Source organism: Fretibacterium fastidiosum (assembly GCF_964642095.1).
Taxonomy (GTDB): domain Bacteria; phylum Synergistota; class Synergistia; order Synergistales; family Aminobacteriaceae; genus Fretibacterium; species Fretibacterium fastidiosum.
Window position 1 is genome coordinate 2,550,719 of record NZ_OZ209244.1, and the last position, 24,507, is coordinate 2,575,225.

Annotated in this window: 12 protein-coding genes; all 12 read right to left on the reverse strand. The window is 60.8% G+C overall.

What is annotated here, in order from left to right; genetic code table 11:
- Positions 1 to 191: 191 nt before the first annotated feature.
- The 12 genes from ACK28C_RS11535 to ACK28C_RS11590 all read right to left on the reverse strand — a co-directional run bounded on the left by ACK28C_RS11535 (position 192) and on the right by ACK28C_RS11590 (position 24,465).
- Positions 192 to 2,354: a methyl-accepting chemotaxis protein gene (locus tag ACK28C_RS11535; protein WP_015556534.1), complete on the reverse strand. Its 2,163-nt coding sequence runs from the start codon at positions 2,352 to 2,354 to the stop codon at positions 192 to 194.
- Between the two features lie 92 nt (positions 2,355 to 2,446).
- Positions 2,447 to 3,013 (reverse strand): NUDIX hydrolase, encoded by a 567-nt coding sequence (locus tag ACK28C_RS11540; RefSeq protein ID WP_015556533.1) that lies wholly within the window; start codon positions 3,011 to 3,013, stop codon positions 2,447 to 2,449.
- 98 nt (positions 3,014 to 3,111) lie between these two features.
- The gene (locus ACK28C_RS11545) at positions 3,112 to 4,047 is read right to left on the reverse strand and encodes a methionyl-tRNA formyltransferase (protein WP_409152213.1); all 936 of its coding nucleotides are present in this window, start codon (positions 4,045 to 4,047) and stop codon (positions 3,112 to 3,114) included.
- Between the two features lies 1 nt (position 4,048).
- The gene (gene def / locus ACK28C_RS11550) at positions 4,049 to 4,585 is read right to left on the reverse strand and encodes a peptide deformylase (RefSeq protein ID WP_208873103.1); all 537 of its coding nucleotides are present in this window, start codon (positions 4,583 to 4,585) and stop codon (positions 4,049 to 4,051) included.
- A gap of 368 nt (positions 4,586 to 4,953) precedes the next feature.
- Positions 4,954 to 6,210, reverse strand: coding sequence for a TolC family protein (locus tag ACK28C_RS11555; RefSeq protein WP_208873101.1), 1,257 nt, complete (start codon positions 6,208 to 6,210; stop codon positions 4,954 to 4,956).
- A 96-nt stretch (positions 6,211 to 6,306) separates the two neighbouring features.
- Positions 6,307 to 7,665, reverse strand: coding sequence for an HlyD family type I secretion periplasmic adaptor subunit (locus ACK28C_RS11560; RefSeq protein WP_208873099.1), 1,359 nt, complete (start codon positions 7,663 to 7,665; stop codon positions 6,307 to 6,309).
- Complete coding sequence (locus ACK28C_RS11565) at positions 7,653 to 9,893, reverse strand: type I secretion system permease/ATPase (RefSeq protein WP_015556531.1); 2,241 nt, start codon at positions 9,891 to 9,893, stop codon at positions 7,653 to 7,655. The genes ACK28C_RS11560 and ACK28C_RS11565 overlap by 13 nt, the downstream gene beginning before the upstream one ends.
- A gap of 223 nt (positions 9,894 to 10,116) precedes the next feature.
- Entirely contained in the window at positions 10,117 to 15,234 is a 5,118-nt protein-coding gene (locus ACK28C_RS11570; protein ID WP_409152214.1) for a calcium-binding protein, read from the reverse strand.
- 1,113 nt (positions 15,235 to 16,347) lie between these two features.
- On the reverse strand, positions 16,348 to 17,451 hold the full coding sequence (locus tag ACK28C_RS11575; protein WP_409152215.1) for a hypothetical protein: 1,104 nt from the start codon (positions 17,449 to 17,451) through the stop codon (positions 16,348 to 16,350).
- Between the two features lie 520 nt (positions 17,452 to 17,971).
- A complete protein-coding gene (locus tag ACK28C_RS11580) occupies positions 17,972 to 18,907 on the reverse strand; it encodes an ankyrin repeat domain-containing protein (RefSeq protein ID WP_208873917.1) in 936 nt (311 codons plus the stop codon).
- Between the two features lie 10 nt (positions 18,908 to 18,917).
- The gene (locus ACK28C_RS11585) at positions 18,918 to 19,220 is read right to left on the reverse strand and encodes a hypothetical protein (RefSeq protein ID WP_409152216.1); all 303 of its coding nucleotides are present in this window, start codon (positions 19,218 to 19,220) and stop codon (positions 18,918 to 18,920) included.
- 184 nt (positions 19,221 to 19,404) lie between these two features.
- Entirely contained in the window at positions 19,405 to 24,465 is a 5,061-nt protein-coding gene (locus ACK28C_RS11590) for a calcium-binding protein (RefSeq protein ID WP_409152217.1), read from the reverse strand.
- Between the last annotated feature and the right edge of the window lie 42 nt (positions 24,466 to 24,507).

The following is a 24,507-nucleotide window of genomic DNA, read 5'->3' on the forward strand; positions in this document are numbered from 1 at the left end:
AGCCGTTCACTGACGCTCACGGGCCGTCAGTCCCAGCCCCTTCGGGGCAGCCCCCCTTGCAGGGGGGCCTTTCTTGCCCTTTAGACGCAAATTGGTATTAAAACGGGAGAGGTCCTCCGGCTTTCTTCGCCAGAGGACCTCTCCCGTTTTTTCCCAAAAGTTCGTCTACGCTCGCTGCGTGCAGCGGGCCTCTAGCCGTGCAGGGCCTTGCGGCTGCGGCGCCCCCTGTCCTCCGAGTCCGCCACCTTGAAGACGGAGATGGCGTCCTTCACGTGCTGCACCAGATCGGCTTGAGCGTCCGACTCCTTCGTGGTGCTGGTGGACACGGCCGTCGTCTCGTCCATGGCCTCCGCGATCTTCTCGAGGTGCTCCAGGATCTCGGAGCTGGACTTCGTCACGTTGTCGATGCCCGCCGCGATCTCCTTGCTGGAGGCCGCCTGCTCCTCGGCCACCGCCGCGATGTTCTGGATTCGGTCGTTGGCCTTGTCGATCTGCTCCATCGCCTCGGACAGGGAGTCCTTTGCCGACGTCCCCTTCTCCATCGTCTGGCTCAGCAGCGTCGCCGTCTCGTCGCTGGCAGACTTCGTCTCCCTTGCGCTGCCCTGCAGCGTCTCGATGAGGGCCCGAACGTTCCCCGCCGCGCGGTTCGACTCCTCCGCCAGCTTCCGCACGGACTCCGCCACCACCGCAAAGCCGCGCCCCGCTTCGCCGGCGCGTGCCGCCTCGATGGCCGCGTTCAGCGCCAGGAGGTTCGTCTGGTCCGCGATGGAGGTGATGACGCCCACGAACTCGCTGATCTTGTCCACGGAATCCACCAGGTCCTGGAGCTTCTGTCCGCTCTCCTGGGTCTTCTTCTGCAGCTCGCCCATGTCCTTGATGGTGCCCTGCACCGTATCGACCGCCTTGTTCGTCACCGTCGTCATGTTGGAGATGAACTCCGCGCAGTCCGTCGCCGCCTGAGCGGAGGTCATGGACGCGGCGGACATCTCCTCCGTCCCCGCGTTGCTCTCCTGAAGCGAGGAGGAGTTATTCTCCATCAGGGCGACCGCCTTCTGCACGGCGTCCTTCACCCTGGTCGCGGAGTCCAGGCTCCTCTTGCAGTTGTCCAGGATGTCGACGGACTTCGCCGCAGCCTGGTCCGCCGTGGTCAGGACCTCGCTTACGGCCGTGCGCTGGGCCGCGATCATCTTCATGAGGGCCTCGCCCAGCGCGCCCAGCTCGTCGCGGCCGTCGTAGGGGAAGTCCTCCCGCTTCAGCGTGAGGTCGCCGCCCTCGGCCCGCGCGGTGAGGTCCACCACGATCCCGAGGGGCTTCGAGATGCCGCGGGCGATCGCCCAGGCGATGAACGCGCCGAGGACGATGGACAGGACCACCAGGGACAGGAGCAGCGTCAGGGCGCTGCTGAGGGCGCTGTAGCTCCCCATCATGAGCTCGTTGACCCTCCGGTCGGTCAGGCTGTAGATGCTCAGGGCACAGTCCTTGATCCCGCTGGCGTTCTTCAGGCAGTCCTCCATGGCGGACCGGGCTTCGCGGTACGCCTTCAGGATGCTCTCCATGTCCCCTCTGGTGGAGCGCACCAGGCCATCGTTCGAGGCCGTAAGGTCCTTCAGCCAGTCCTCGGAGGCGGAGCTTCGGAAGGCTTCGTAGTCCGCGGCCCACTTGTCGAAGTCCGTCGCCGCGCCCTCCAGAAGCGCCACATCCCGCTTGTACAGGGCATAGACGTACTGCCTGCGGAAGAGCGTCAACTTGTACCGCAGGTCCTCCGCAGTCCCCACCTCGTTCGTCTCGCTGCGGACGACGCCCGCCGCGTCGTAGGCCGTCGTCTCCGACTTCGGAGCGGAGAGCTTCTCGATGATCGTGCCTATGACCGCCGTCGTCTTTTCAAGGTCGTCCGTGAGGGAGGCCATGGCCGCCTGCTGCGAGCGCAGCGTCGTCTCGTAGGCGGCCACGCTTCTGCCGAACGCATCGATGTAGCCCTCCAGCTCGGGAAGCGTCCTGACCTGCACCGAAGTTGACGTTCCTCCCCTCAGCACCTGCATCCTCGGCTCCGACGCCACCAGATCGTTGACCTTCCTGGGATGGGCCCTCAGGGCGTCCAGGGAGCTCTTCAGTGCATCGAGGTCCTCCTTGGACTCCGAAAGGCGCAGCGCGCTCAGGTTGTTCGTCACGATCTTCAACGCGTCGTCCAGGTCGCTGATCAGGGTCGAAAGGTCCGTGAGCTTGTTCAGGTAGCGCATCTCCTCCTGCACGTGCGAGATGCTGCTCCAGCTGAAGATCGCGGCCACCGCGAACATGGAGAGCACCAGCCCGAACCCCAAAGCAAGCTTTGCAGATATCCTCAAGTTCTTCAACATTCCATAACGCTCCTTACATCAAGATATTCGCCCGGCTTCGGGCCGCCGAAGCCCGATGCCGGACGCCGTACCGCAGGGCCCCCACGCCGCAGTCACCGGACCCTGGGCGGTATTCCCTCCCTCGCCATGAGCCAGGCCAGCGCGGCGAACGTCTTGGAGTCCCTGAAGGCGCCGTCCGCCATCATTCCTGGGACCTCCCCGTAGGGGACCTCGACAGCGCTCACGTTCTCGTCCTCGTCCTGGGGCAGTCGCGAGTTCTGGAGGTCGTCGGCCAGAAACAGCGTGAGGTACTCCGTGCAGAAGCCCGGCGACGAGAAGAACCCGCCCACCTCCTGGAGCCTTCCGGGCTTCACTCCCAGCTCCTCCTGCAGCTCGCGCTCAGCGGCCACACGAGGGTCCTCCCCCGGTTCGATCAGCCCGGCGCACACCTCAAGCGTCTCCTCCCCGACCGCATAGCGGTACTGACGCGCCAGCAACACGCTGTCCCGCCCCGTCAGCGCGAGGATACCTACAGCCGACCGATGCTCCACCACCTCGCGCTCCGCCGTGCGGCCGCTCGGCATCGTCACCTCATCGACCCTCAGGTTCAGGATCCTGCCCTCGTAAATGCGCCGTCCGGACGCACGCCGCTCCTGGCCCTCCCATGAGCTCTGCGCCATTCCCGCGCCTCCCCTGCTAAAAATCTGTGCTTCAGCTTATTATACATTATGTAGAAGCCGTAGTTCGGGCTCTCCTGAGAAAAAGCTCCCGAAAAAGATCACAGGACGTCCCCCGGCGCGAGCCTCAGCCCGCGGGCCCAGTCCGTGGCCGGGACCCTGCGCTTGCCCTCCGCCTGCACCTCCTCCAGGCGCAGCGCGCCGGAGGCACAGGCCACGACGAGAGCACCGTCCTGGAGGGCCAGCACGGTTCCCGGCCCTTCGCTCCCTCCATCCGCCAGGGTGACGCGCCAGACCTTGAGGCGCTTTCCGCGGACCAGGACGAAGGCGCCGCCGGAGGCCTCGAGCGCGCGGACCTTCCTGTCCGCGCGCTCCGCGGTCTGCTGCCAGGAGAGCTCAAACTCCGACCTCTCGAGCTTCGCCGCGTAGGAGGCCGCAGCGTCGTCCTGCGGGGTGAACAGGTCGGCGAAGTCGTCTCCGGCGGACTCCAGCGCTGACAGCCCCTCCGCAGCGATCTCCGCGCCCAGGGCGCTCAGCCTGTCGTAGAGCTCCGTCGCCGTCTCCCCTACCCCGACCTCCACCGCAGCCTGACGCAGGATGGGCCCCGCGTCCATCGCGGGCGTCAGGCGAAAGACGGTCACCCCCGTCCGGGCGTCGCCGCCCATCAGCGATCGGGGAACGGGCGCCGCCCCGCGCCAGCGCGGCAGGAGGGAGGGGTGGACGTTCAGGCACCCCCAGCGCGGCGCGCTCAGGAGGGGCTCGCGGATCAGCTGGGCGAAGTCCACCACCAGGACCGCGTCGGGTGGTTCCGTCGCCAGGGCCGTCAGGAGCGGTTCGTTTTTGCCGAGGGGCCCCGTGCGCTCAAGGGGAAGGCCCAACGCCAGGGCGCGCTCCTCCACCCGCGAGGGGATCTCCGCCATGCCGCGGCCGCCCCGGGTTGGGGTCCCGGTGACCACGCGCTCAACGGGGAGGCGTCGGACGAGGGCCTCGAGGCAGCGCGCGGCAAAGGGGCCGCCGCCGATGAACCACAGCCGCACCTCAGCCCTCCTTTTTCTTCATCATCTTGCGGCGAATCGCCCCGCGCTTCAGGGGGGACAGGTAATCGATGAAGAGCTTTCCGTTCAAGTGGTCCATCTCGTGCAGAAAGGCCCGCGCGAGGAACCCCGACGCCTCGTGCACGTGGACCTCCCCCCGCACGTCCTGCGCCTCGACGCGCACCCACTCCGGGCGCCGCACCATCGCGTAGATGCCGGGGAAGCTGAGGCAGCCCTCCTCCCCTTCCTGCTCGCCCCCCTGCTCCAGAACGCGGGGGTTGATGAGGTCGTAGGCCTCCTCCTTATAATCGACAACCGCGATCTGCCGGAGCACTCCCACCTGCGGCGCGGCCAGCCCCACCCCGTCGCTGACGCGCATCACCGTGCGCATCTTGCCGACGAAGTCAGCCAGCTCGTCGTCAAAGACCGTAACCGGCTCCGCAACCTTCTTCAGCACCGGGTCGGGATACCGGCGAACCTCCAATTCAACGCCGAGGAGCTCTCCCCTCGACGGCCTCGTCTTTTCCTGAGCGATAGTCATGTACCCAATCATAACCCTTCCGCCCCTGTGTGGGGCCGGTTCTCATTATAGTATATTTAAGGAACACCATCGAACCGTGCCAGCGATTGCTCGGAAATGGGGCACTGGAACAAGCTTTCATACCAATTTGCGTCTAAAGGGAAAGAAAAGCCCCCCTGAAAGGGGGGCTGCCCCGCAGGGGCTGGAACTGACGGCCCGTGAGCAAGGGCGAACGGCTGCCGGAAGGCTCCCCGAAGGGGAGGGGTTGTCGTTGATACCAATTCGCGTTTAATATGCCTTGCCTCCCCTTTCAGGGGAGGCGAAAAGCAGAGGCGCGCTTTTGGGCCCCCTGCAAGAGGCGTTTTGTCTTGTCGCTCCACTGCGTGAGCTCAAGGGACCCTTCCCAACGTCTCCCTGACCCTGAACGCCGGTTGGTACGGGATGTCCACCCCCAGGGCGTGGACCAGGCCGACCTGGGCCGCCGCAATGTCGAACACCGCGTCCACGTAAGCTGCGTGCGTCTGAATCAAGGCCTGTTTTGCGTCGATGACGTCAACGTTAGAGCTCATCTGCAGCGCGTAGCGCTGAAGCACCATGCGATGAGCCTCACGCGCCGCAGCCATCTGCTCCTTCGCCAGCGCAAACCTCGTCTCGGACGCTCGGAGCTGGCTCGATGCCTGTCTTATCTCCTGGTCGATCTGGAAAGTCATGTCCCGAAGCGCGTACAGCATCTCCTGTGCGGCCGCCTTTGCCTTGCGCTTCTGCGCCCGGCCGGTTTGGCCGTCGTAGAGCGTCCACTGCACCTCGAGCTGCGCGTACCACTGGTCGTCCGTCGCTGAGCTGTCGTCCCGCGTCGTGTTCAAACGGCCCGACAGGGTGACGCGTGGAGCCCGTTCTCCCATCGCAGCGCGGAGGAGCTGCTTTGCGCGCTCCACGTAAAATTCGTAGGCCCGCAGTTCCGGCCGCCACGAAGCGGCCCCGTCGCCAGACGCGACATAAACGGGCGGCGTCAACGTTTCCATCGCCTCCTGCGAGAGCGCATCCTGAAGGTCCTTCAAGTTCAAGCCGACCCCGGTCGCGCGCTCAAGCGCCGCAAAGCTCATCTCGAAATCGCACTGTGCCGACGCCAGCTCCTGGCGCCCCTGCGCGATGGAAACCCTGACGCGAAGGACGTCCCCTCGCGGGACCATGCCGCCCTTGAAGAGCTTCTCCGCGTGGCCCAGGTGCTCCTCACCGAGCCGCACTGCCTCCCTCGACACCTGAACGTGTCCCCACGCCCGCAGACAGTCGTAATAGCGCAGCCGAACCTCCTTCAAGGTATCCTGATACCTGCGGATGCCCTCCGCCGCTGCGGCGGAGAGGGCCAGGCGGGCTGCCCGCGCGTTGGCCCTCAGGCTCCCTCCCGCGTAGAGCGTCTGCACGAGGTTCAGGGAGGCGTTGTAGAGCTCCCTGTCCGGCTCACTGCGGGCAATGCCGCCGACGCTCAACGTCGGGCCCAGCGCAGCGGCGCCGAGCCTTGCGTCCTCCTTCGCCTGTTTGATCCTCTCCATCGCCGCGAGGACGCTGGGGTGCCCTTCGGCGGCGAGGCGCAGAAGCCCTTCCAGCCGCTCGTCGCCAAAGCAGATGTAAGCCTCGGCGCACGGCACCTCCTGCTCTGCCGCAGGCGACGCGTGACAGAGCGCAAGCCAAAAGCACAAGGTCAAAACCGTGCGTTTCCAAGGCATATTCATGCTCTTTACCGCCTAACGCTCCCTCAGGGACTCGCTCACATACCGTTTGAAGGTGTCCAGGAAGTATTCGATGATCCGCTTCCGCCGAATTTTTATCTCGCCCGTAACGGACATGCCGGGGAGCAGCGGAACCCTTTCCTCGTCGATGACGTAATGATCCCGCGACGTCGCGATCAGCACCTGGTAGATCAGGCCCCGCTTCTCGTCTTCCTTCGCTTCCGTGGCGACGGACCTGACGACGCCGTCCAGCGTGCCGTACTTCTGAAAGCTGAAGGTCTCGACCTTCACCTCCGCCGTCTGCCCTGCGTATACGAAGCCGATATCCCGATTCTCGAGCCATACCTCGCACTCCACGCCGCTGCCTTCCGGGACGATGAGCATCAGGGGCTGTGCCGGGGTGACGACGGCGCCAAGCGTATGGATCTCAAGCTGCTGCACGATGCCGTCTATCGGCGCGGTGATTCGGCTCAGCCTGTTTTTCTCCTCCGCCTTCACCAACTCCTCTTCCACCGCCTGAAGCTGCTTCTTGTCGTCCACGATCCGCTCGACGACCTCCGCGCGCCATTCGTGTTGGGCTTTTTCCAACTCGATTTCACATTCAAAGACGGCGTTCCCGTTTCGCTCCACCTCCGCCTCCTGCGCGAGGAGGTCCTGACGCGTCTCGATCTCCTTTTGCAGGTAGTTTTGATGCTCCAGGAGCGACACCGTGCCGTCCTGCGCCAACGCCTCCATCCGCTCCCTCTGCCCGGAGACGATGGGCAGCAGCGCCGCGTACTTTTCCCGCGCCCTCTGCGCGCTGCGCAGGGCGGACCTTGCCGCCATGGTCCTCTGCTTCAATGCGCCGATCTGCGACCGAAATTCGCGCCGCCGCGTCTTTGAGAGCTCCTGCTGGTTGAGGAGGATCGCCGGGTCCCACGTCCCCCTGGGGACCTTGAAGTCTTTCCCGTCCCGTTCCGCCTCCAGCCGGGCGAGGTCCAGGCGATAGAAGTCCCTCTCCTTCCGCAGGCGCAGCATGTCGGCCTCCGCCATGACGGCATCCAGCTCGATCAGCACGTCGCCCTTGCGCACCGGCATGCCGTTTGCAGCGTTCAGCCTCCGCACGATGCCGGAGTCGTTCGCCTGAACGACCTTCGTGTACCCTGAGGGTATGACCTTGCCGGGGGCGACGGCTACCTCGTCCACGGTGCCGATGATGGACCACGCCAGAGCGGACAGGAAAAAGAGCACGATGATCCAAAGCAGGGCGCGTCCAAGGGGCGCGGGCGGCGTCTCGACGATCTCCAACGCCGCCGGGAGAAACTCCAGCTCCGTGCGGTCCCACGCTTCCCCGATGCGCTTGAGCTTCTCCTCTCGCTTCTTCAAGCCGAACACGTTTTCCGCCCTCCTTCCCAGGAGCCTTCGTCGCCCAGAAGCGCCTGCTGGCGGTAGAGGAAGCTGTACAGTCCATCCGCGTTGCCCAGAAGCTCGTCGTGCGTGCCGCGTTCAACGATGCGGCCCCGGTCCATGGCGATGATGACGTCCGCCATGCGCACCGTGGAGAGCCTGTGCGCGATGATGAAGACCGTGCGGCCCCTGCATATGTCCTGGAGGTTGTGCTGGATGATGCGCTCGGACTCATAATCCAGCGCGCTGGTGGCCTCGTCGAAGATCAGGATGCGCGGGTTCGTCATGAGCGTCCTGGCGATCGCGATGCGCTGACGCTGCCCTCCCGACAGGGAAGCGCCGCGTTCGCTCACAAGCGTGTCGTAGGCGTCGGGAAGCTCCATGATGAAGTCGTGGGCACCCGCCAGCTTCGCTGCGGCGATGATCCTGTCCAGCGGGGCGGCGGTGTCCACGACGGCGATGTTGTCCCGGATGCTGCGGTTGAACAGAAAGCTCTCCTGAAGCACGACGCCGATCTGCCGTCTCAGCCACGGCGGGTTGACCTGCGCCAGGTCCACGCCGTCCACCAGGACGCGGCCGTTGACCGGAACGTAAAAGCGCTGTACCAACTTCGTCAACGTGCTCTTGCCGGAGCCGGACCGCCCCACGATGCCCACCGTCGTCCCCGGCTCGATCACGAGGTTGACGTCATCCAGGATCGGCGGGCCGTCCATTTTGTAGCGGAATTGTACGTGATCGAACTCGATGCGGCCCCTGACGCGCCCCAGAGAGCTGCGGCCGGGCGTGCTCTCCGGCTCCGCCGGGAAGTTGAGCACCTCGCCCAGGCGCTCGATGGAGACGCGCACCTGCTGAAAATCCTGCCACAGCGTGGCAAGCCGCAGGATGGGTTCCGTCACCCGTCCGGAGAGCATCTGAAAGGCGATGAGCTGGCCGACCGTGAAGTCCCCCTTCATCACCATCCGGGCCCCAAACCAGAGGATGGCCAGCGTGGAGGTCTTCTGGATTAGCTGGGCCACGCCGCCTGCAAGGCTGCTCAGGAACCCCGCCCGAAAGGAGGCACGAACATAATTTGCCAGCATCCCCTCCCACCGGCCGTTCAACTGCGGCTCGATGGCGAGGCTTTTTACCGTTTGAATTCCCGTCACCATCTCGACGAGGTACGACTGATTCTCCGCATTGCGCTCGAATTTCCGGTTCAGCCGCTCGCGGATGGCAGGGGTCGCCATCGCGGAGAGCGCGATGAAAAACGGCAGCGCCGCAAGGGATATCAGCGTCAGCGTGGGGCTGTAGAAAAACATCACCGCGATGAAAACGATGGTGAAGATGAGGTCCAGCACGACAGTCAACGCCGTTCCCGTGATAAAGGACCGGATGGTCTCAAGCTCCCGGATGCGCGCTATGGTGCTCCCCACCGTCCGGGCCTCGAAATAGGGCAGAGGCAGCGCCAGAAGGTGCTTGAAGAGCTTCGCTCCAAGGATGACGTCCACCCTGTTCGTCGTGTGGGAGAAGACGTAGGTGCGGGTCACGTTCAACACCATCTCAAAAACGTTGATGAGGAACAGCCCGATCACGAGCACGTCCAGGGTGGAGAGCCCTTTGTGAACGAGGACCTTATCGATGATGACCTGGCTGAAAAGGGGCGTGATGAGGCCGAACGTCTGAAGGAAAAAGGAGCCGACGAACACCTCGACAAGGTGCCGCTTGAAGCGCAAGATGACGGGGAGAAACCAGCCGATGCCAAACTTCCGCCCCAGCTCCGCGAAGGAGAAGCGGCGGACCAGCGGGATGGCGTCGCCGTGCCAGACCTCTTCAAGCCGGGCGCAGTCCCAGACGAACGGCTGCTTCTCGCCGGGGCGAAGCAACATGACCCGCTTTTTGTCCTTCTTGAAATCTGCCGCGAGGAGGACGAACACCTGTCCATCGGGAAGCAGCAGGAGCGTGGGCTGAGGCATTCGGTCAAGTTTTTCGAGAGACGTCTCGATCCTCTTCGCCTTCAGCCCAAGGCTCCTTGCTGCGCGCAGCAAGGTCAGCGGAAGGGCGCCGGCGTCGCTCGCAGGAAAAGCGCGCCGCAGCCCTTCCGGGTCTGCTGGAAGGCCGGCGATCTGAGCGGCGACGGCAAGCGCCAGGAGGGCGTCGTCAAACAGCCGTAGGTTCTCCCTTTTTATCTCCTCCGGATCGCCGGCTCTATGCGTTGGGTCATGAACTTCGTCGAACATCAATTTGAGCCTCGCTGCTCTCCTTACGGTTCGCCTCCCCTGCAAGGGGAGGTGGTTCGCGTCAGCGAATCGGAGGGTTGTTTCTCACGCTCAACGACAACCCCTCAGCCCCTGCGGGGCAGCCCCCCTTGCAGGAGGCCCAGAAAAGCGCGCCCTTGCTTTGCCTCCCCTGCAAGGGGAGGTGCCGAACGAAGTGAGGCGGAGGGGTTTGCTTTTAGCCTGCTCACACCTCAAAATGCTTTTCCAGACCATTCTCCGACGCCATGGAGACGGTCAGCGCGTTCGCGTTTGTGGAAGATGCAACCGCGGAGAAGTCGATGACCTTGTCCGAGTCCGCCGAATCAAAGGCCAGGCCGGCCACGGCAACGTCCATCCGGAGCTGCGCACCTGCATAATCCTCAGGCCCCATCGCTTCACTCATCGCACTCATCGAAAGAAGGGAGGCTGGCGCAGACGCCCCAAAGTCATCGAGGGCTGCCTGAAGCTGCATGGGCGACATGAACGGCGCGCTGCCGGAGGTCCCGCTTTCCATCGCGTTGACGTCCTCCCTGGTCCACACGGTCCCGTCCGCGAACTCCACCTCGTCCAGCTTGCGGTCATCGTTAGCGTACCAATTTTGCACCAATACGCTCCCCGTTCCGTCCTTCAACGAGAACGTCACGTCGTTACCTCGGCGGATAATCTCGATATCCTCCGAAGTTATCCCCTCGCCGAACTTCAGACGGTCCGTTCCCTTATCGTCGTGATAGTACGTGCTGTTGTCGATCGTGTCGTGACCATCGCCCTTGTTGTACACATACGTGTCGCTGCCGTAGCCGCCCTCGAGGTAGTCGTCGCCCGTCCCGCCGGCAAGAACGTCGTCTCCATTCTGACCATACAAATTGTCGTTGCCGGCCTCACCGTACACCGTGTCGTCGCCATTGCCGGCATAGATCGTGTCGTCTCCGCCGCCCGCACGGATCGTCTCGTTTCCGCCGTAGTTCTCGGCCTTGCCCAGAACTTCGCCCTCGTTCGTTCCGTAGGCCACCGTACGGGACGCCACATCCTCCATGCTCCACTTCGTCCCGTCCGCGAACTCCACCTCGTCCAGCTTACAGTGATCGTTAACGTACCAATTTTGCACCAATACGCTCCCCGTTCCGTCCTTCAACGAGAACGTCACATCGTTACCCCGGCGGATAATCTCGATATCCTCCGAAGTTATCCCCTCGCCGAACTTCAGACGGTCCGTTCCCTTATCGTCGTGATAGTACGTGCTGTTGTCGATCGTGTCGTGACCATCGCCCTTGTTGTACACATACGTGTCGCTGCCGTAGCCTCCCTCGAGGTAGTCGTCGCCCGTCCCGCCGGCAAGAACGTCGTCTCCATTCTGACCATACAAATTGTCGTTGCCGGCCTCACCGTACACCGTGTCGTCGCCATTGCCGGCATAGATCGTGTCGTCTCCGCCGCCCGCACGGATCGTGTCGTTTCCGCCGTAGTTCTCGGCCTTGCCCAGAACTTCGCCCTCGTTCGTTCCGTAGGCCACCGTACGGGACGCCACATCCTCCATGCTCCACTTCGTCCCGTCCGCGAACTCCACCTCGTCCAGCTTACAGTCATCGTTAGCGTACCAATTTTGCACCAATACGCTCCCCGTTCCGTCCTTCAACGAGAACGTCACGTCGTTACCCCGGCGGATAATCTCGATATCCTCCGAAGTTATCCCCTCGCCAAACTTCAGACGGTCCGTCCCACCATCTACGGAATACGTATACTGGTTGATCGTGTCGTGACCATCGCCCTTGTTGTACACATACGTGTCGCTGCCGAGACCACCTTCGAGGTAGTCGTCGCCCGTCCCGCCGGCAAGAACGTCGTCTCCATTCTGACCATACAAATTGTCGTTGCCGGCCTCACCGTACACCGTGTCGTCGCCATTGCCGGCATAGATCGTGTCGTCTCCGCCGCCCGCACGGATCGTCTCGTTTCCGCCGAAGTTCTCGGCCTTGCCCAGAACTTCGCCCTCGTTCGTTCCGTAGGCCACCGTACGGGACGCCACATCCTCCATGCTCCACTTCGTCCCGTCCGCGAACTCCACCTCGTCCAGCTTACAGTGATCGTTAACGTACCAATTTTGCACCAATACGCTCCCCGTTCCGTCCTTCAACGAGAACGTCACATCGTTACCCCGGCGGATAATCTCGATATCCTCCGAAGTTATCCCTTCGCCAAACTTCAGACGGTCCGTTCCCTTATCGTCGTGATAGTACGTGCTGTTGTCGATCGTGTCGTGACCATCGCCCTTGTTGTACACATACGTGTCGCTGCCGTAGCCGCCCTCGAGGTAGTCGTCGCCCGTCCCGCCGGCAAGAACGTCGTCTCCATTCTGACCATACAAATTGTCGTTGCCGGCCTCACCGTACACCGTGTCGTCGCCATTGCCGGCATAGATCGTGTCGTCTCCGCCGCCCGCACGGATCGTCTCGTTTCCGCCGTAGTTCTCGGCCTTGCCCAGAACTTCGCCCTCATCCGTTCCGTAGGCCACCGTACGGGACGCCACATCCTCCATGCTCCACTTCGTCCCGTCCGCGAACTCCACCTCGTCCAGCTTACAGTGATCGTTAGCGTACCAATTTTGCACCAATACGCTCCCCGTTCCGTCCTTCAACGAGAACGTCACGTCGTTACCCCGGCGGATAATCTCGATATCCTCCGAAGTTATCCCTTCGCCGAACTTCAGACGGTCCGTCCCACCATCTACGGAATACGTATACTGGTTGATCGTGTCGTGACCATCGCCCTTGTTGTACACATACGTGTCGCTGCCGTAGCCGCCCTCGAGGTAGTCGTCACCCGCTCCGCCGACAAGGACGTCGTCTCCATTCTGACCATACAGATTGTCGTTGCCGGCCTCGCCGTATGCCTTGTCGTCGCCATTGCCGGCATAGATCGTGTCGTCTCCGCCGCCCGCACGGATCGTGTCGTGGCCTCCATAGTTCTCGACCTTGCCCAGAACTTCGCCCTCATCCGTTCCGTAGGCCACCGCACGAGACGCTACATCCTCGACGCTCCACTTCGTCCCGTCCGCGAACTCCACCTCGTCCAGTTTACAGTGATCGTTAGCGTACCAATTTTGCACCAACACGCTCCCCGTTCCGTCCTTCAACGAGAACGTCACGTCGTTACCCCGGCGGATAATCTCGATATCCTCCGAAGTTATCCCCTCGCCGAACTTCAGACGGTCCGTCCCAGCATCTACGGAATACGTATACTGGTTGATCGTGTCGTGACCATCGCCCTTGTTGTACACATACGTGTCACTGCCGTAGCCTCCCTCGAGGTAGTCGTCCCCGGCTCCGCCGGCAAGAACGTCGTCTCCATTCTGACCATACAGATTGTCGTTGCCGGCCTCACCGTACACCGTGTCGTCGCCATTGCCGGCATAAATCGTGTCGTCTCCGCCGCCCGCACGGATCGTCTCGTTTCCGCCGTAGTTCTCGGCCTTGCCCAGAACTTCGCCCTCGTTCGTTCCGTAGGCCACCGTACGGGACGCCACATCCTCCATGCTCCACTTCGTCCCGTCCGCGAACTCCACCTCGTCCAGCTTACAGTCATCGTTAGCGTACCAATTTTGCACCAATACGCTCCCCGTTCCGTCCTTCAACGAGAACGTCACGTCGTTACCACGGCGGATAATCTCGATATCCTCCGAAGTTATCCCCTCGCCGAACTTCAGACGGTCCGTTCCCTTATCGTCGTGATAGTACGTGCTGTTGTCGATCGTGTCGTGACCATCGCCCTTGTTGTACACATACGTGTCACTGCCGTAGCCGCCCTCGAGGTAGTCGTCACCCGCTCCGCCGACAAGGACGTCGTCTCCATTCTGACCATACAGATTGTCGTTGCCGGCCTCGCCATACAGATACCTCACGCCATCCCGCGTCAGGACGATGGCGCTTCCCTGCCAGGCGATCTCGCCTTCGCAGAGCTCCTTCAGCTCGGCCCCCTGCCCTTTCAGTTCAGCACCCAACTTCTGCCGAAGCTCCAAAAACTCCGCATAGGCCTTCTCGGCCCCAGTCTCCGCCGGCGTCTCCACGCTCAGTCCCAACTTGGCCCGATAGCTGGCCCGCAGTCCCGCCTCCTTCCGGCTGGTCTCCGCGGCCTGCTTCAGGTCCGTCTCCGTGTCCGCCATCATCTTTTTGAGGCCCCAAAGCTGCTCCAGCGCCATCCGCGGGTCCGTCTTCGCCGTCTCCCCAAGCCACGCAAAGGCAGGGTCCATCAGGATATCCAGCTTTCCCGGCTTCACGACGTTCCCCTCCGCGTCCTTCTCCGGCTCCGTCACCTTGTATTCCACGTGCTCGAAGAACGGCTTCAGGTGCGTCTGTGCCAGCAGCCCCGCCTCCATATCACGCACAAGGTCCGCGTAGAGCTCCTTCAGGAGCGGTGCTGCCGTGTTGTTGGGGTTCGGCCCGTCCACGCCGTTGAAGCCCTCGCCGAAGAACTGCTCCAGAAACGCCAGCTGACGCGCGTCCATCTGGCCGCCGCGGCTTCCTGGGTCCACGCCGTCCACCCCGGCCCACTTCTGGAGGAGGGACTCGAAAATCCGACCGCGCTTCGACGGGTCCTTCTCCGCCGCGTACCGCTCCACCAGCCCGCGCAGCGCTCCGCTTCCGTCGCGGACCATGGCCTGGCGCAGGTCGTGCATGTTACCGAAGCCCATCAGGTTGGGCAGCGCCGCAACGTCCTCCGGAACGTCAAGGATTTCGTCCGGGATGGAGTACATCGGAGCACTGTAGGGCAGCACCTCTGCAATCGTGCCCGTACTTCCGTCCTGCCATGTAAAACTTCCCTGATTGCGGACCGATCCGCCCGACTTCCAGAGTGCACGGTCCGCCTCGCGCGCCTGGTCCTTCAGGGCCAACACTCGTTCTTCCCACGTCAACTTCGCGAGATCGTCCTGGGACAGCGTCGGCGACGTGTCTGGGTTCACGGCCTCCGAAGCCACGTTCAGGCTCTTGATCCCCGCGTCGGCCAGGCTCGCCATCCTTCCCTCGCCCGTCAGGACCTTCAGCGAGGCGTATATCTCGTCGGAAGCGTCGATCTTGCCGTCTCCGTTGGAGTCGTACGCCCTCAGGGCGTCGAAGCCCGTGAGGGCCCTGGAACCATCCGGCAGGGTCATGACGTCGCCAAACAGCTCGCTGCCATTGTCCGCCTTGCCGTTGAAGTTCTTATCGAGCACCAGGAACGCGTCTGTCCCGTCGATCCAACGGGTAAACTCATGGAACCCGTTGGCGTTGAGGTCAAAGAACGCCGCGTTCTTCAGCTCCACTTTCCCGTCCCGATTCAGGTCCAGAACCAACGGGTCGACACGGGCAGGGGGAGTGCTGGCTCCACTCCATGGGTCTGGGAGTGGATTACATAAACAGATTGGAGAACATTTACAAGTTGGATTTAAAAAAGAAAAAGAATTAAACCCATACGAAGCTACAATTCCAAGGGCCTCAGCTCCTGCTAATCCTTTCATCGCTCCAACAGCGGCACCAAACAACACACCAAAAGGCCCAGCACTTGCACCAGCCAAACCTCCACATATGGCACCACATATAGAGCCTAGAATCCATGAAAACCGCGTTACAGAAACATCCCCCAAAACTCTTGTTGAATCACAACCACAATGAGACATCAAATCCCAACTCCTTTTTTAATGCACAATGTTTAAAATGCGAACCGAAAAATACAAGGCCATCGTGCAGCAATAAAGGTTAACGAAAAAGATTCCCATCTTGAAACTACTTCTGGCGTAAGGCAAAGCGATATTATCGTTGACACTAAGTAATAATACGCAAGCTCAACACCTAGCATTGTTAACACAGACAATATCCTTATTAGCTTCTTTCGGTGAAAAATACGTTCAAAAACAAACCCATTAAAATAATAACCTGAAATATAGCACATCGACATACCGATAAGCGTGACTAAAAAATACAAAACAAACGTCGGCGCGTTGTTTTCTTTGTAGACATATAATGCTGTAAAATATTCGAAAAAACTAATCATAATTATAAAAAAAAACGATAGCAAACGTTCTTTTGAAAAAATGACTTTATCAGTTACATTGCCTTTGTTATTCATCTTTCCTTCTCCTGTTTCCATCTTGAAAATTACCGAGGCTTATTTAAAAGAGTCTATACCCCACACAGCGCGAAACCTCCCCTCCCCCGGGCCGCTTCGCGCTGTCGTTTTCAGGAATTCGTGGTTGTTCAGGTCTGCGCGTCGCCGCGGCGTTTCCGAGTTACCCTTCCGAGTTGCAACTCTGTACCCAACTGAAGTATAAAAACGATGTATCATTATCTTATCAATGATCTAGCGTCCTATCAAGGGGGAACAAGAAGTTTTTTCTGAAAAGACACTCAAAGCATGGACATCCGTTGCAGCAGGCCCGCAGAAGGGGCATAAGGAAGCCAGCCTCCAATTACGCCGCACAGGCCGGGTCCATCAGGATGTCCAGCCTGCCAGGCTTCACAACGTTGCCCTCCGCGTCCTTCTCCGGCTCCGTCACCTTGTACTCCACGTGCTCGAAGAACGGCTTCAGGTGCGTCTGCGCCAGCAGCCCCGCCTCCATGTCACGCACGAGGTCCGCGTAGAGCTCCTTCAGGAGCGGCGCCGCCGTGTTGTTGGGGTTCGGCCCGTCCACGCCGTTGAAGCCCTCGCCGAAGAACTGCTCCAGAAACGCCAACTGACGCGCGTCCATCTGGCCACCGCGGCTCCCTGGGTCCACGCCGTCCACCCCGGCCCACTTCTGGAGAAGGGACTCGAAAATCCGACCGCGCTTCGACGGGTCCTTCTCCGCCGCGTACTGCTCCACCAGCCCACGCAGCGCACCACTTCCGTCCCGGACCATGGCCTGGCGCAGGCCGTGCATGTTACCGAAGCCCATCAGGTTGGGCAACGCCGCGACGTCCTCAGGGACGTCAAGGATTTCGTCCGGGATGGAGTACATCGGAGCACTGTAGGGCAGCACCTCCGCGATCGTGCCCGTACTTCCGTCCTGCCATGTAAAACTTCCCTGATTGCGGATCGATCCGCCCGACTCCCAGAGTGCACGGTCCGCCTCGCGCGCCTGGTCCTTCAGGGCCAGGACCCGCTCCTCCCACGTCAGCTTCGCGAGATCGTCCTGGGACAGCGTCGGCGACATGTCTGCGTTCACGGCTTCCGAGGCCACGTTCAGGCTCTTGATCCCCGCGTCGGCCAGGTTCGCCATCTTCCCCTCGCCCGTCAGGACCTTCAGCGAGGCATAGATATCGTCGGAGGCGTCGATCTTTCCGTCTCCGTTGGAGTCGTACGCCCTCAGGGCGTCGAAGCCCGTGAGGGCCAGGGACCCGTCCGGCAGGGTCATGACGTCGCCGAACAGCTCGCTGCCATTGTCCGCCTTGCCGTTGAAGTTCTTGTCCAGCACCAGAAAGGCGTCCGTCTTGTCGATCCACCGCGTAAACTCATGGAACCCGTTGGCGTTCAGGTCAAAGAACGCCGCGTTCTTCAGCTCAACCTTCCCATCCCGATTCAGGTCCAGGACCAACGGGTCGCGACGGGCGGGGACAGCTTGACTATCAGGCCACGCTCCACAACTGACAAGATATAATGCATGAGCAAATGCTAATTTGCGCTCGACAAGAATTCCTTTCGTTCGATATAAGAACGTATCTTTACTAACCTTAGAAGCGCTGTAAAGCAAATTTACGCTTGTTAATCCCCAACCTGCACCACTAACCTTCAATTCCATAAGGCCACCGATGAGGTCTGCTCCTTTGTCAATCGCTTCCCCAAGAAAGTCCCCCAGTTGTCTTAACCCGTCAACAAAGAAATCTCCTATCACTTGTTTTCACCCCTCTAACGATACTTTTTATCAATGAAACAATACACGGCGACAATAAACATCGCACCCCACATGACCAGGAATTCCCCGCAGGTTGGAATTTCGCCACTTACGGGAGCCGTTGTACCAAACAAAACAAGCATTTATATCTCCTCTCAATTTTTCAAAACTCCTCCTTCATACCTCTTCAAGTGTTACCTTCAATTACCATTCATTTTGTTTTTCAGAAGGGCCAGTACCAAGGCTTTCCTCGCCTGCCACCGACGCTCTTGAGGTATTCCGCAACCATCGTATTCCTACACATCTCGGCCATGTCGAGCGGCGTTCTCTTTTTACCTTGACTGCTTAGAGCGTTGACCTCTGCCCCGGCCTCGACCAGGGTTTTCGCCACCTTCAGGAAGTCAGCCCCGTTCCTTCCTGTGCGCGTCAGCATCTCGCTGAAGCTCTCCCATTCTCCCGAAGGCCTTTGGTCTGTCAGGATTATTCCCGTCGCCACGTGCAAAGGTGTCACACCCTCCATGCCGACGTCAGGGCTCGCCCCATGGGCTAGCAGTGCAGACACCACTCTGGACCATCCCATAGCGGCAGCGAGGTATATAGGTGTAGCACCTTCGTTGTTGCTGGCGTTGACCTCAGCTCCCGACTGAATCAACAGGAGCGCCACCTCATCATCCGATCCCAATACTGCATCATGCAGCGCCGTATTTCCCTTCTTATCCTTGATATTCGGGTCCGCTCCTGCACTGAGCAGAACCTCCAGCAGCCGTGGAATACCCTTCAAATCCCCCTGCTGGATTTGGTTACGAATTTCCCTGTCACTGTAAAGCAGCGCTGCAATGTGGAGCGGCGTCGTTCCGTCACAATTTCGGGCATTGGCCAGGCTCATATCCTCCAACAACAGAAGGTTCACGATCGCGAGCGTCTTCTCCAGAGGGCGGCCTTTCACTGGGGCGATCATGGCACAGTGCAAAGTGGTCATGTCCCCGTTAGCCCTGTGTCCGGGCTTCGCTGAGGCACGGAGCAGCAGCCGAACGACATCGGGGTCTCCCCTCCTGACGGCTATGAACAGGGGCGTCCAGCCGCTCTCGTTCTCCTGTTCCAAGTCCTGTCCGTTCTGGATCGCCGCCTCGATCTCCGCAATGTCACCGCTCTCGACCAAGGCAAAGAAGTCATCCTTGCCAATAGCGCCAAGGGCCGGCGCTGCCAAGCCCAAGAGCCAAAGGATGGACGCCACAAAAAAACACGCGCTCGCCGCAGATAACTTCCGTCGCAAGGACTTTCGCCTCCCACTTCTTCTGAATTTTCAGCCGTCGTCGTTTTGCCTGAATTTTAAAGAAGAGCGCGAAACCTCCCTTCTCCAGGTCGCTTCGCGCTGTCGATTTCAGGAATTCGTGGTTGTTCAGGTCTGCGCGTCGCCGCGGCTCTCCCGATTGTCCTTCCGAGTTCCAAGTCCCCATTACGTATTGAAACACAAAAACGATGTATTTTTATCCTATCAAGGTTGCCGGGCCGTGTCAAGAGGGGAAACAAGAAGTTTTTCTGAAAAGACGCTCAAAAACACGAAGATCAGCTGATACCAATTCGCGTTTAATATGGATTGCCTCCCCTGAAAGGGGAGGTGGCCCGAAGGGCCGGAGGGGTTTGCTTTTAGCCTGCTCACACCTCAAAATGCTTTTCCAGGCCATTCTCCGACGCCATGGAGACGGTCAGCGCGTTCGCGTTTGCGGAAGATGCAACCGCGGAGAAGTCGATGACCTTGTCCGAGTCCGCCGAATCAAAGGCCAGGCCGGCCACGGCAACGTCCATCCGGAGCTGCGCGCCTGCATAATCCTCAGGCCCCATCGCTTCACTCATCGCACTCATCGAAAGAAGGGAGGCTGGCGCAGACGCCCCAAAGTCATCGAGGGCTGCCTGAAGCTGCATGGGCGACATGAACGGCACGCTGCCGGAGGCCCCGCTTTCCATCGCGTCCACATCCTCCATGCTCCACTTCGTCCCGTCCGCGAACTCCACCTCGTCCAGCTTACGATGATCGTTATCGTACCAATTTTGCACCAATACGCTCCCCGTTCCGTCCTTCAACGAGAACGTCACGTCGTTACCCCGGCGGATAATCTCGATATCCTCCGAAGTTATCCCCTCGCCGAACTTCAGACGGTCCGTCCCCTCATCTATGGAATACGTATACTGGTTGATCGTGTCGTGACCATCGCCCTTGTTGTACACATACGTGTCGCTGCCGTAGCCTCCCTCGAGGTAATCGTCTCCGGCACCACCCACCAGGGTGTCGTCGTCGACATCGCCATACAGCCTGTCGTCACCAGCCTCGCCATACACCTTGTCGTCACCGTAGCCAGCATGAACCTCGTCGTTCCCACCGCCTGCACGGATCGTGTCGTGGCCTCCATAGTTCTCGACCTTGCCCAGAACTTCGCCCTCATCCGTTCCGTAGGCCACCGCACGGGACGCTACATCCTCCATGCTCCACTTCGTCCCGTCCGCGAACTCCACCTCGTCCAGCTTGCGGTCATCGTTAGCGTACCAATTTTGCACCAACACGCTCCCCGTTCCGTCCTTCAACGAGAACGTCACGTCGTTACCCCGGCGGATAATCTCGATATCCTCCGAAGTTATCCCCTCGCCGAACTTCAGACGGTCCGTCCCACCATCTACGGAATACGTATACTGGTTGATCGTGTCGTGACCATCGCCCTTGTTGTACACATACGTGTCGCTGCCGTAGCCTCCCTCGAGGTAGTCGTCTCCGGCACCACCCACCAGGGTGTCGTCGCCGACATCGCCATACAGCCTGTCGTCACCAGCCTCGCCATACACCTTGTCGTCACCGTAGCTAGCATAGACCTCGTCGTTCCCACCGCCTGCACGGATCGTGTCGTGGCCTCCATAGTTCTCGACCTTGCCCAGAACTTCGCCCTCATCCGTTCCGTAGGCCACCGTACGGGACGCCACATCCTCCATGCTCCACTTCGTCCCGTCCGCGAACTCCACTTCGTCCAGCTTGCGGTCATCGTTAGCGTACCAATTTTGCACCAATACGCTCCCCGTTCCGTCCTTCAACGAGAACGTCACGTCGTTACCCCGGCGGATAATCTCGATATCCTCCGAAGTTATCCCCTCGCCGAACTTCAGACGGTCCGTGTCACCATCTACGGAATACGTATACTGGTTGATCGTGTCGTGACCATCGCCCTTGTTGTACACATACGTGTCGCTGCCGTAGCCTCCCTCGAGGTAGTCGTCTCCGGCACCACCCACCAGGGTGTCGTCGCCGACATCGCCATACAGCCTGTCGTCACCAGCCTCGCCATACACCTTGTCGTCACCGTAGCTAGCATAGACCTCGTCGTTCCCACCGCCTGCACGGATCGTGTCGTGGCCTCCATAGTTCTCGACCTTGCCCAGAACTTCGCCCTCATCCGTTCCGTAGGCCACCGCACGAGACGCTACATCCTCGACGCTCCACTTCGTCCCGTCCGCGAACTCCACTTCGTCCAGCTTGCGGTCATCGTTAGCGTACCAATTTTGCACCAACACGCTCCCCGTTCCGTCCTTCAACGAGAACGTCACGTCGTTACCCCGGCGGATAATCTCGATATCCTCCGAAGTTATCCCCTCGCCGAACTTCAGACGGTCCGTGTCACCATCTACGGAATACGTATACTGGTTGATCGTGTCGTGACCATCGCCCTTGTTGTACACATACGTGTCGCTGCCGTAGCCTCCCTCGAGGTAGTCGTCTCCGGCTCCACCCACCAGGGTGTCGTCGCCGACATCGCCATACAGCCTGTCGTCACCAGCCTCGCCATACACCTTGTCGTCACCGTAGCCAGCATAGACCTCGTCGTTCCCACCGCCTGCACGGATCGTGTCGTGGCCTCCATAGTTCTCGACCTTGCCCAGAACTTCGCCCTCATCCGTTCCGTAGGCCACCGCACGAGACGCTACATCCTCGACGCTCCACTTCGTCCCGTCCGCGAACTCCACTTCGTCCAGCTTGCGGTCATCGTTAGCGTACCAATTTTGCACCAACACGCTCCCCGTTCCGTCCTTCAACGAGAACGTCACGTCGTTACCCCGGCGGATAATCTCGATATCCTCCAAAGTTATCCCCTCGCCGAACTTCAGACGGTCCGTGTCACCATCTACGGAATACGTATACTGGTTGATCGTGTCGTGACCATCGCCCTTGTTGTACACATACGTGTCGCTGCCGTAGCCTCCCTCGAGGTAGTCGTCTCCGGCACCACCCACCAGGGTGTCGTCGCCGACATCGCCATACAGCCTGTCGTCACCAGCCTCGCCATACACCTTGTCGTCACCGTAGCCAGCATAGACCTCGTCGTTCCCACCGCCCGCACGGATCGTGTCGTGGCCTCCATAGTTCTCGACCTTGCCCAGAACTTCGCCCTCATCCGTTCCGTAGGCCACCGCACGAGACGCTACATCCTCGACGCTCCACTTCGTCCCGTCCGCGAACTCCACCTCGTCCAGTTTACAGTGATCGTTAGCGTACCAATTTTGCACCAACACGCTCCCCGTTCCGTCCTTCAACGAGAACGTCACGTCGTTACCCCGGCGGATAATCTCGATATCCTCCGAAGTTATCCCCTCGCCGAACTTCAGACGGTCCGTCCCACCATCTACGGAATACGTATACTGGTTGATCGTGTCGTGACCATCGCCCTTGTTGTACACATACGTGTCGCTGCCGTAGCCTCCCTCGAGGTAATCGTCTCCGGCACCACCCACCAGGGTGTCGTCTCCGGCCTGGCCATACAGTTTGTCGTTGCCCCCTCCTCCATGAAGACGGTCGTTCCCCCGGAACTCGTGCGCCTGATTCTGACCGATCACGTCGTCCCCATCCGTATGGGCCGTTATCGCCGCCCCCTCGACCTCCTCGAGGCTCAGTTTCGTGCCGTCGCCAAACTCCACCTCGTCCAGCTTGCAGGAGTCCCTGTAGTACCAGTTCCGGACCCGCACGCTGCCGCTTCCATCCTTCAACCCGAACACCAGATCCGCTCCGTCCTTCAAAATATCGACGCTGCCCTGCTCCAGACCCTCGCCGAACTTCAGACGGTCCGTTCCCTTATCGTCGTGATAGTACGTGCTGTTGTCGATCGTGTCGTGACCATCGCCCTTGTTGTACACATACGTGTCACTGCCGTAGCCTCCCTCGAGGTAGTCGTCACCCGCTCCGCCGACAAGGACGTCGTCTCCATTCTGACCATACAGCTTGTCGTTGCCGGCCTCGCCATACAGATACCTCACGCCATCCCGCGTCAGGACGATGGCGCTTCCCTGCCAGGCGATCTCGCCTTCGCAGAGCTCCTTCAGCTCGGCCCCCTGCCCTTTCAGTTCAGCACCCAACTTCTGCCGAAGCTCCAAAAACTCCGCATAGGCCTTCTCGGCCCCAGTCTCCGCCGGCGTCTCCACGCTCAGTCCCAACTTGGCCCGATAGCTGGCTCTCAGCTCCGCCTCCTTCCGGCTGGTTTCCGCGGCCTGCTTCAAGTCCGTCTCCGTGTCCGCCATCATCTTTTTGAGGCCCCAAAGCTGCTCCAGCGCCATCCGCGGGTCCGTCTTCGCCGTCTCACCAAGCCACGCAAAGGCCGGGTCCATCAGGATGTCCACCTTACCCGGCTTCACGATATTCCCTTGCGCGTCCTTCTCCGGCTCCGTCACCTTGTACTCCACGTGCTCGAAGAACGGCTTCAGGTGCGTCTGCGCCAGCAGCCCCGCCTCCATGTCACGCACAAGGTCCGTGTAGAGCTCCTTCAGGAGCGGTGCCGCCGTGTTGTTCGGGTTCGGCCCGTCCACGCCGTTGAAGCCCTCGCCGAAGAACTGCTCCAGAAACGCCAGTTGCCGTGCGTCCATCTGGCCGCCGCGGCTTCCTGGCTCCACGCCCTCCACCCCGGCCCACTTCTGGAGGAGGGAATCGAAAATCCGCCCGCGCTTCGACGGGTCCTTCTCCGCCGCGTACTGCTCCACCAGGCCGCGCAGCGCCCCGCTCCCGTCGCGGACCATGGCCTGACGCAGGTCGTGCATGTTCCCGAAACCCATCAGGTTGGGCAACGCCGCAACGTCCTCCGGAACGTCCAGGATTTCGTCAGGGATGGAGTACATCGGAGCACTGTAGGGCAGCACCTCCGCAATCGTGCCCGTGCTTCCATCCTGCCATGTAAAACTTCCCTGATTGCGGATCGAACCACCCGACTTCCAGAGTGCACGGTCCGCCTCGCGCGCCTGGTCCTTCAGGGCCAGAACCCGCTCCTCCCACGTCAGCTTCGCGAGGTCGTCCTGGGACAGTGTCGGCGGCGTGCCTGCGTTCACGGCCTCCGAGGCCACGTTCAGGCTCTTGATCCCCGCATCGGCCAGGTTCGCCATCTTCCCCTCGCCCGTCAGAACCTTCAGCGAGGCGTAGATCTCGTCGGAGGCGTCGATCTTCCCGTCTCCGTTGGAGTCGTATGCCCTCAGGGCGTCGAAGCCCGTGAGGGCCAGGGACCCGTCCGGCAGGGTCATGACGTCGCCAAACAGTTCGCTGCCATTGTCCGCCTTGCCGTTGAAGTTCTTGTCCAACACCAGAAAGGCATCCGTCTTGTCAATCCACCGCGTAAACTCGTGGAACCCGTTGGCGTTCAGGTCGAAGAACGCCGCATTCTTCAGCTCAACCTTGCCGTCCTTATTCAGGTCCAGGACCAATGGGTCAACACGGGCAGGGGTAGCACCTGCACCACGCCAAGG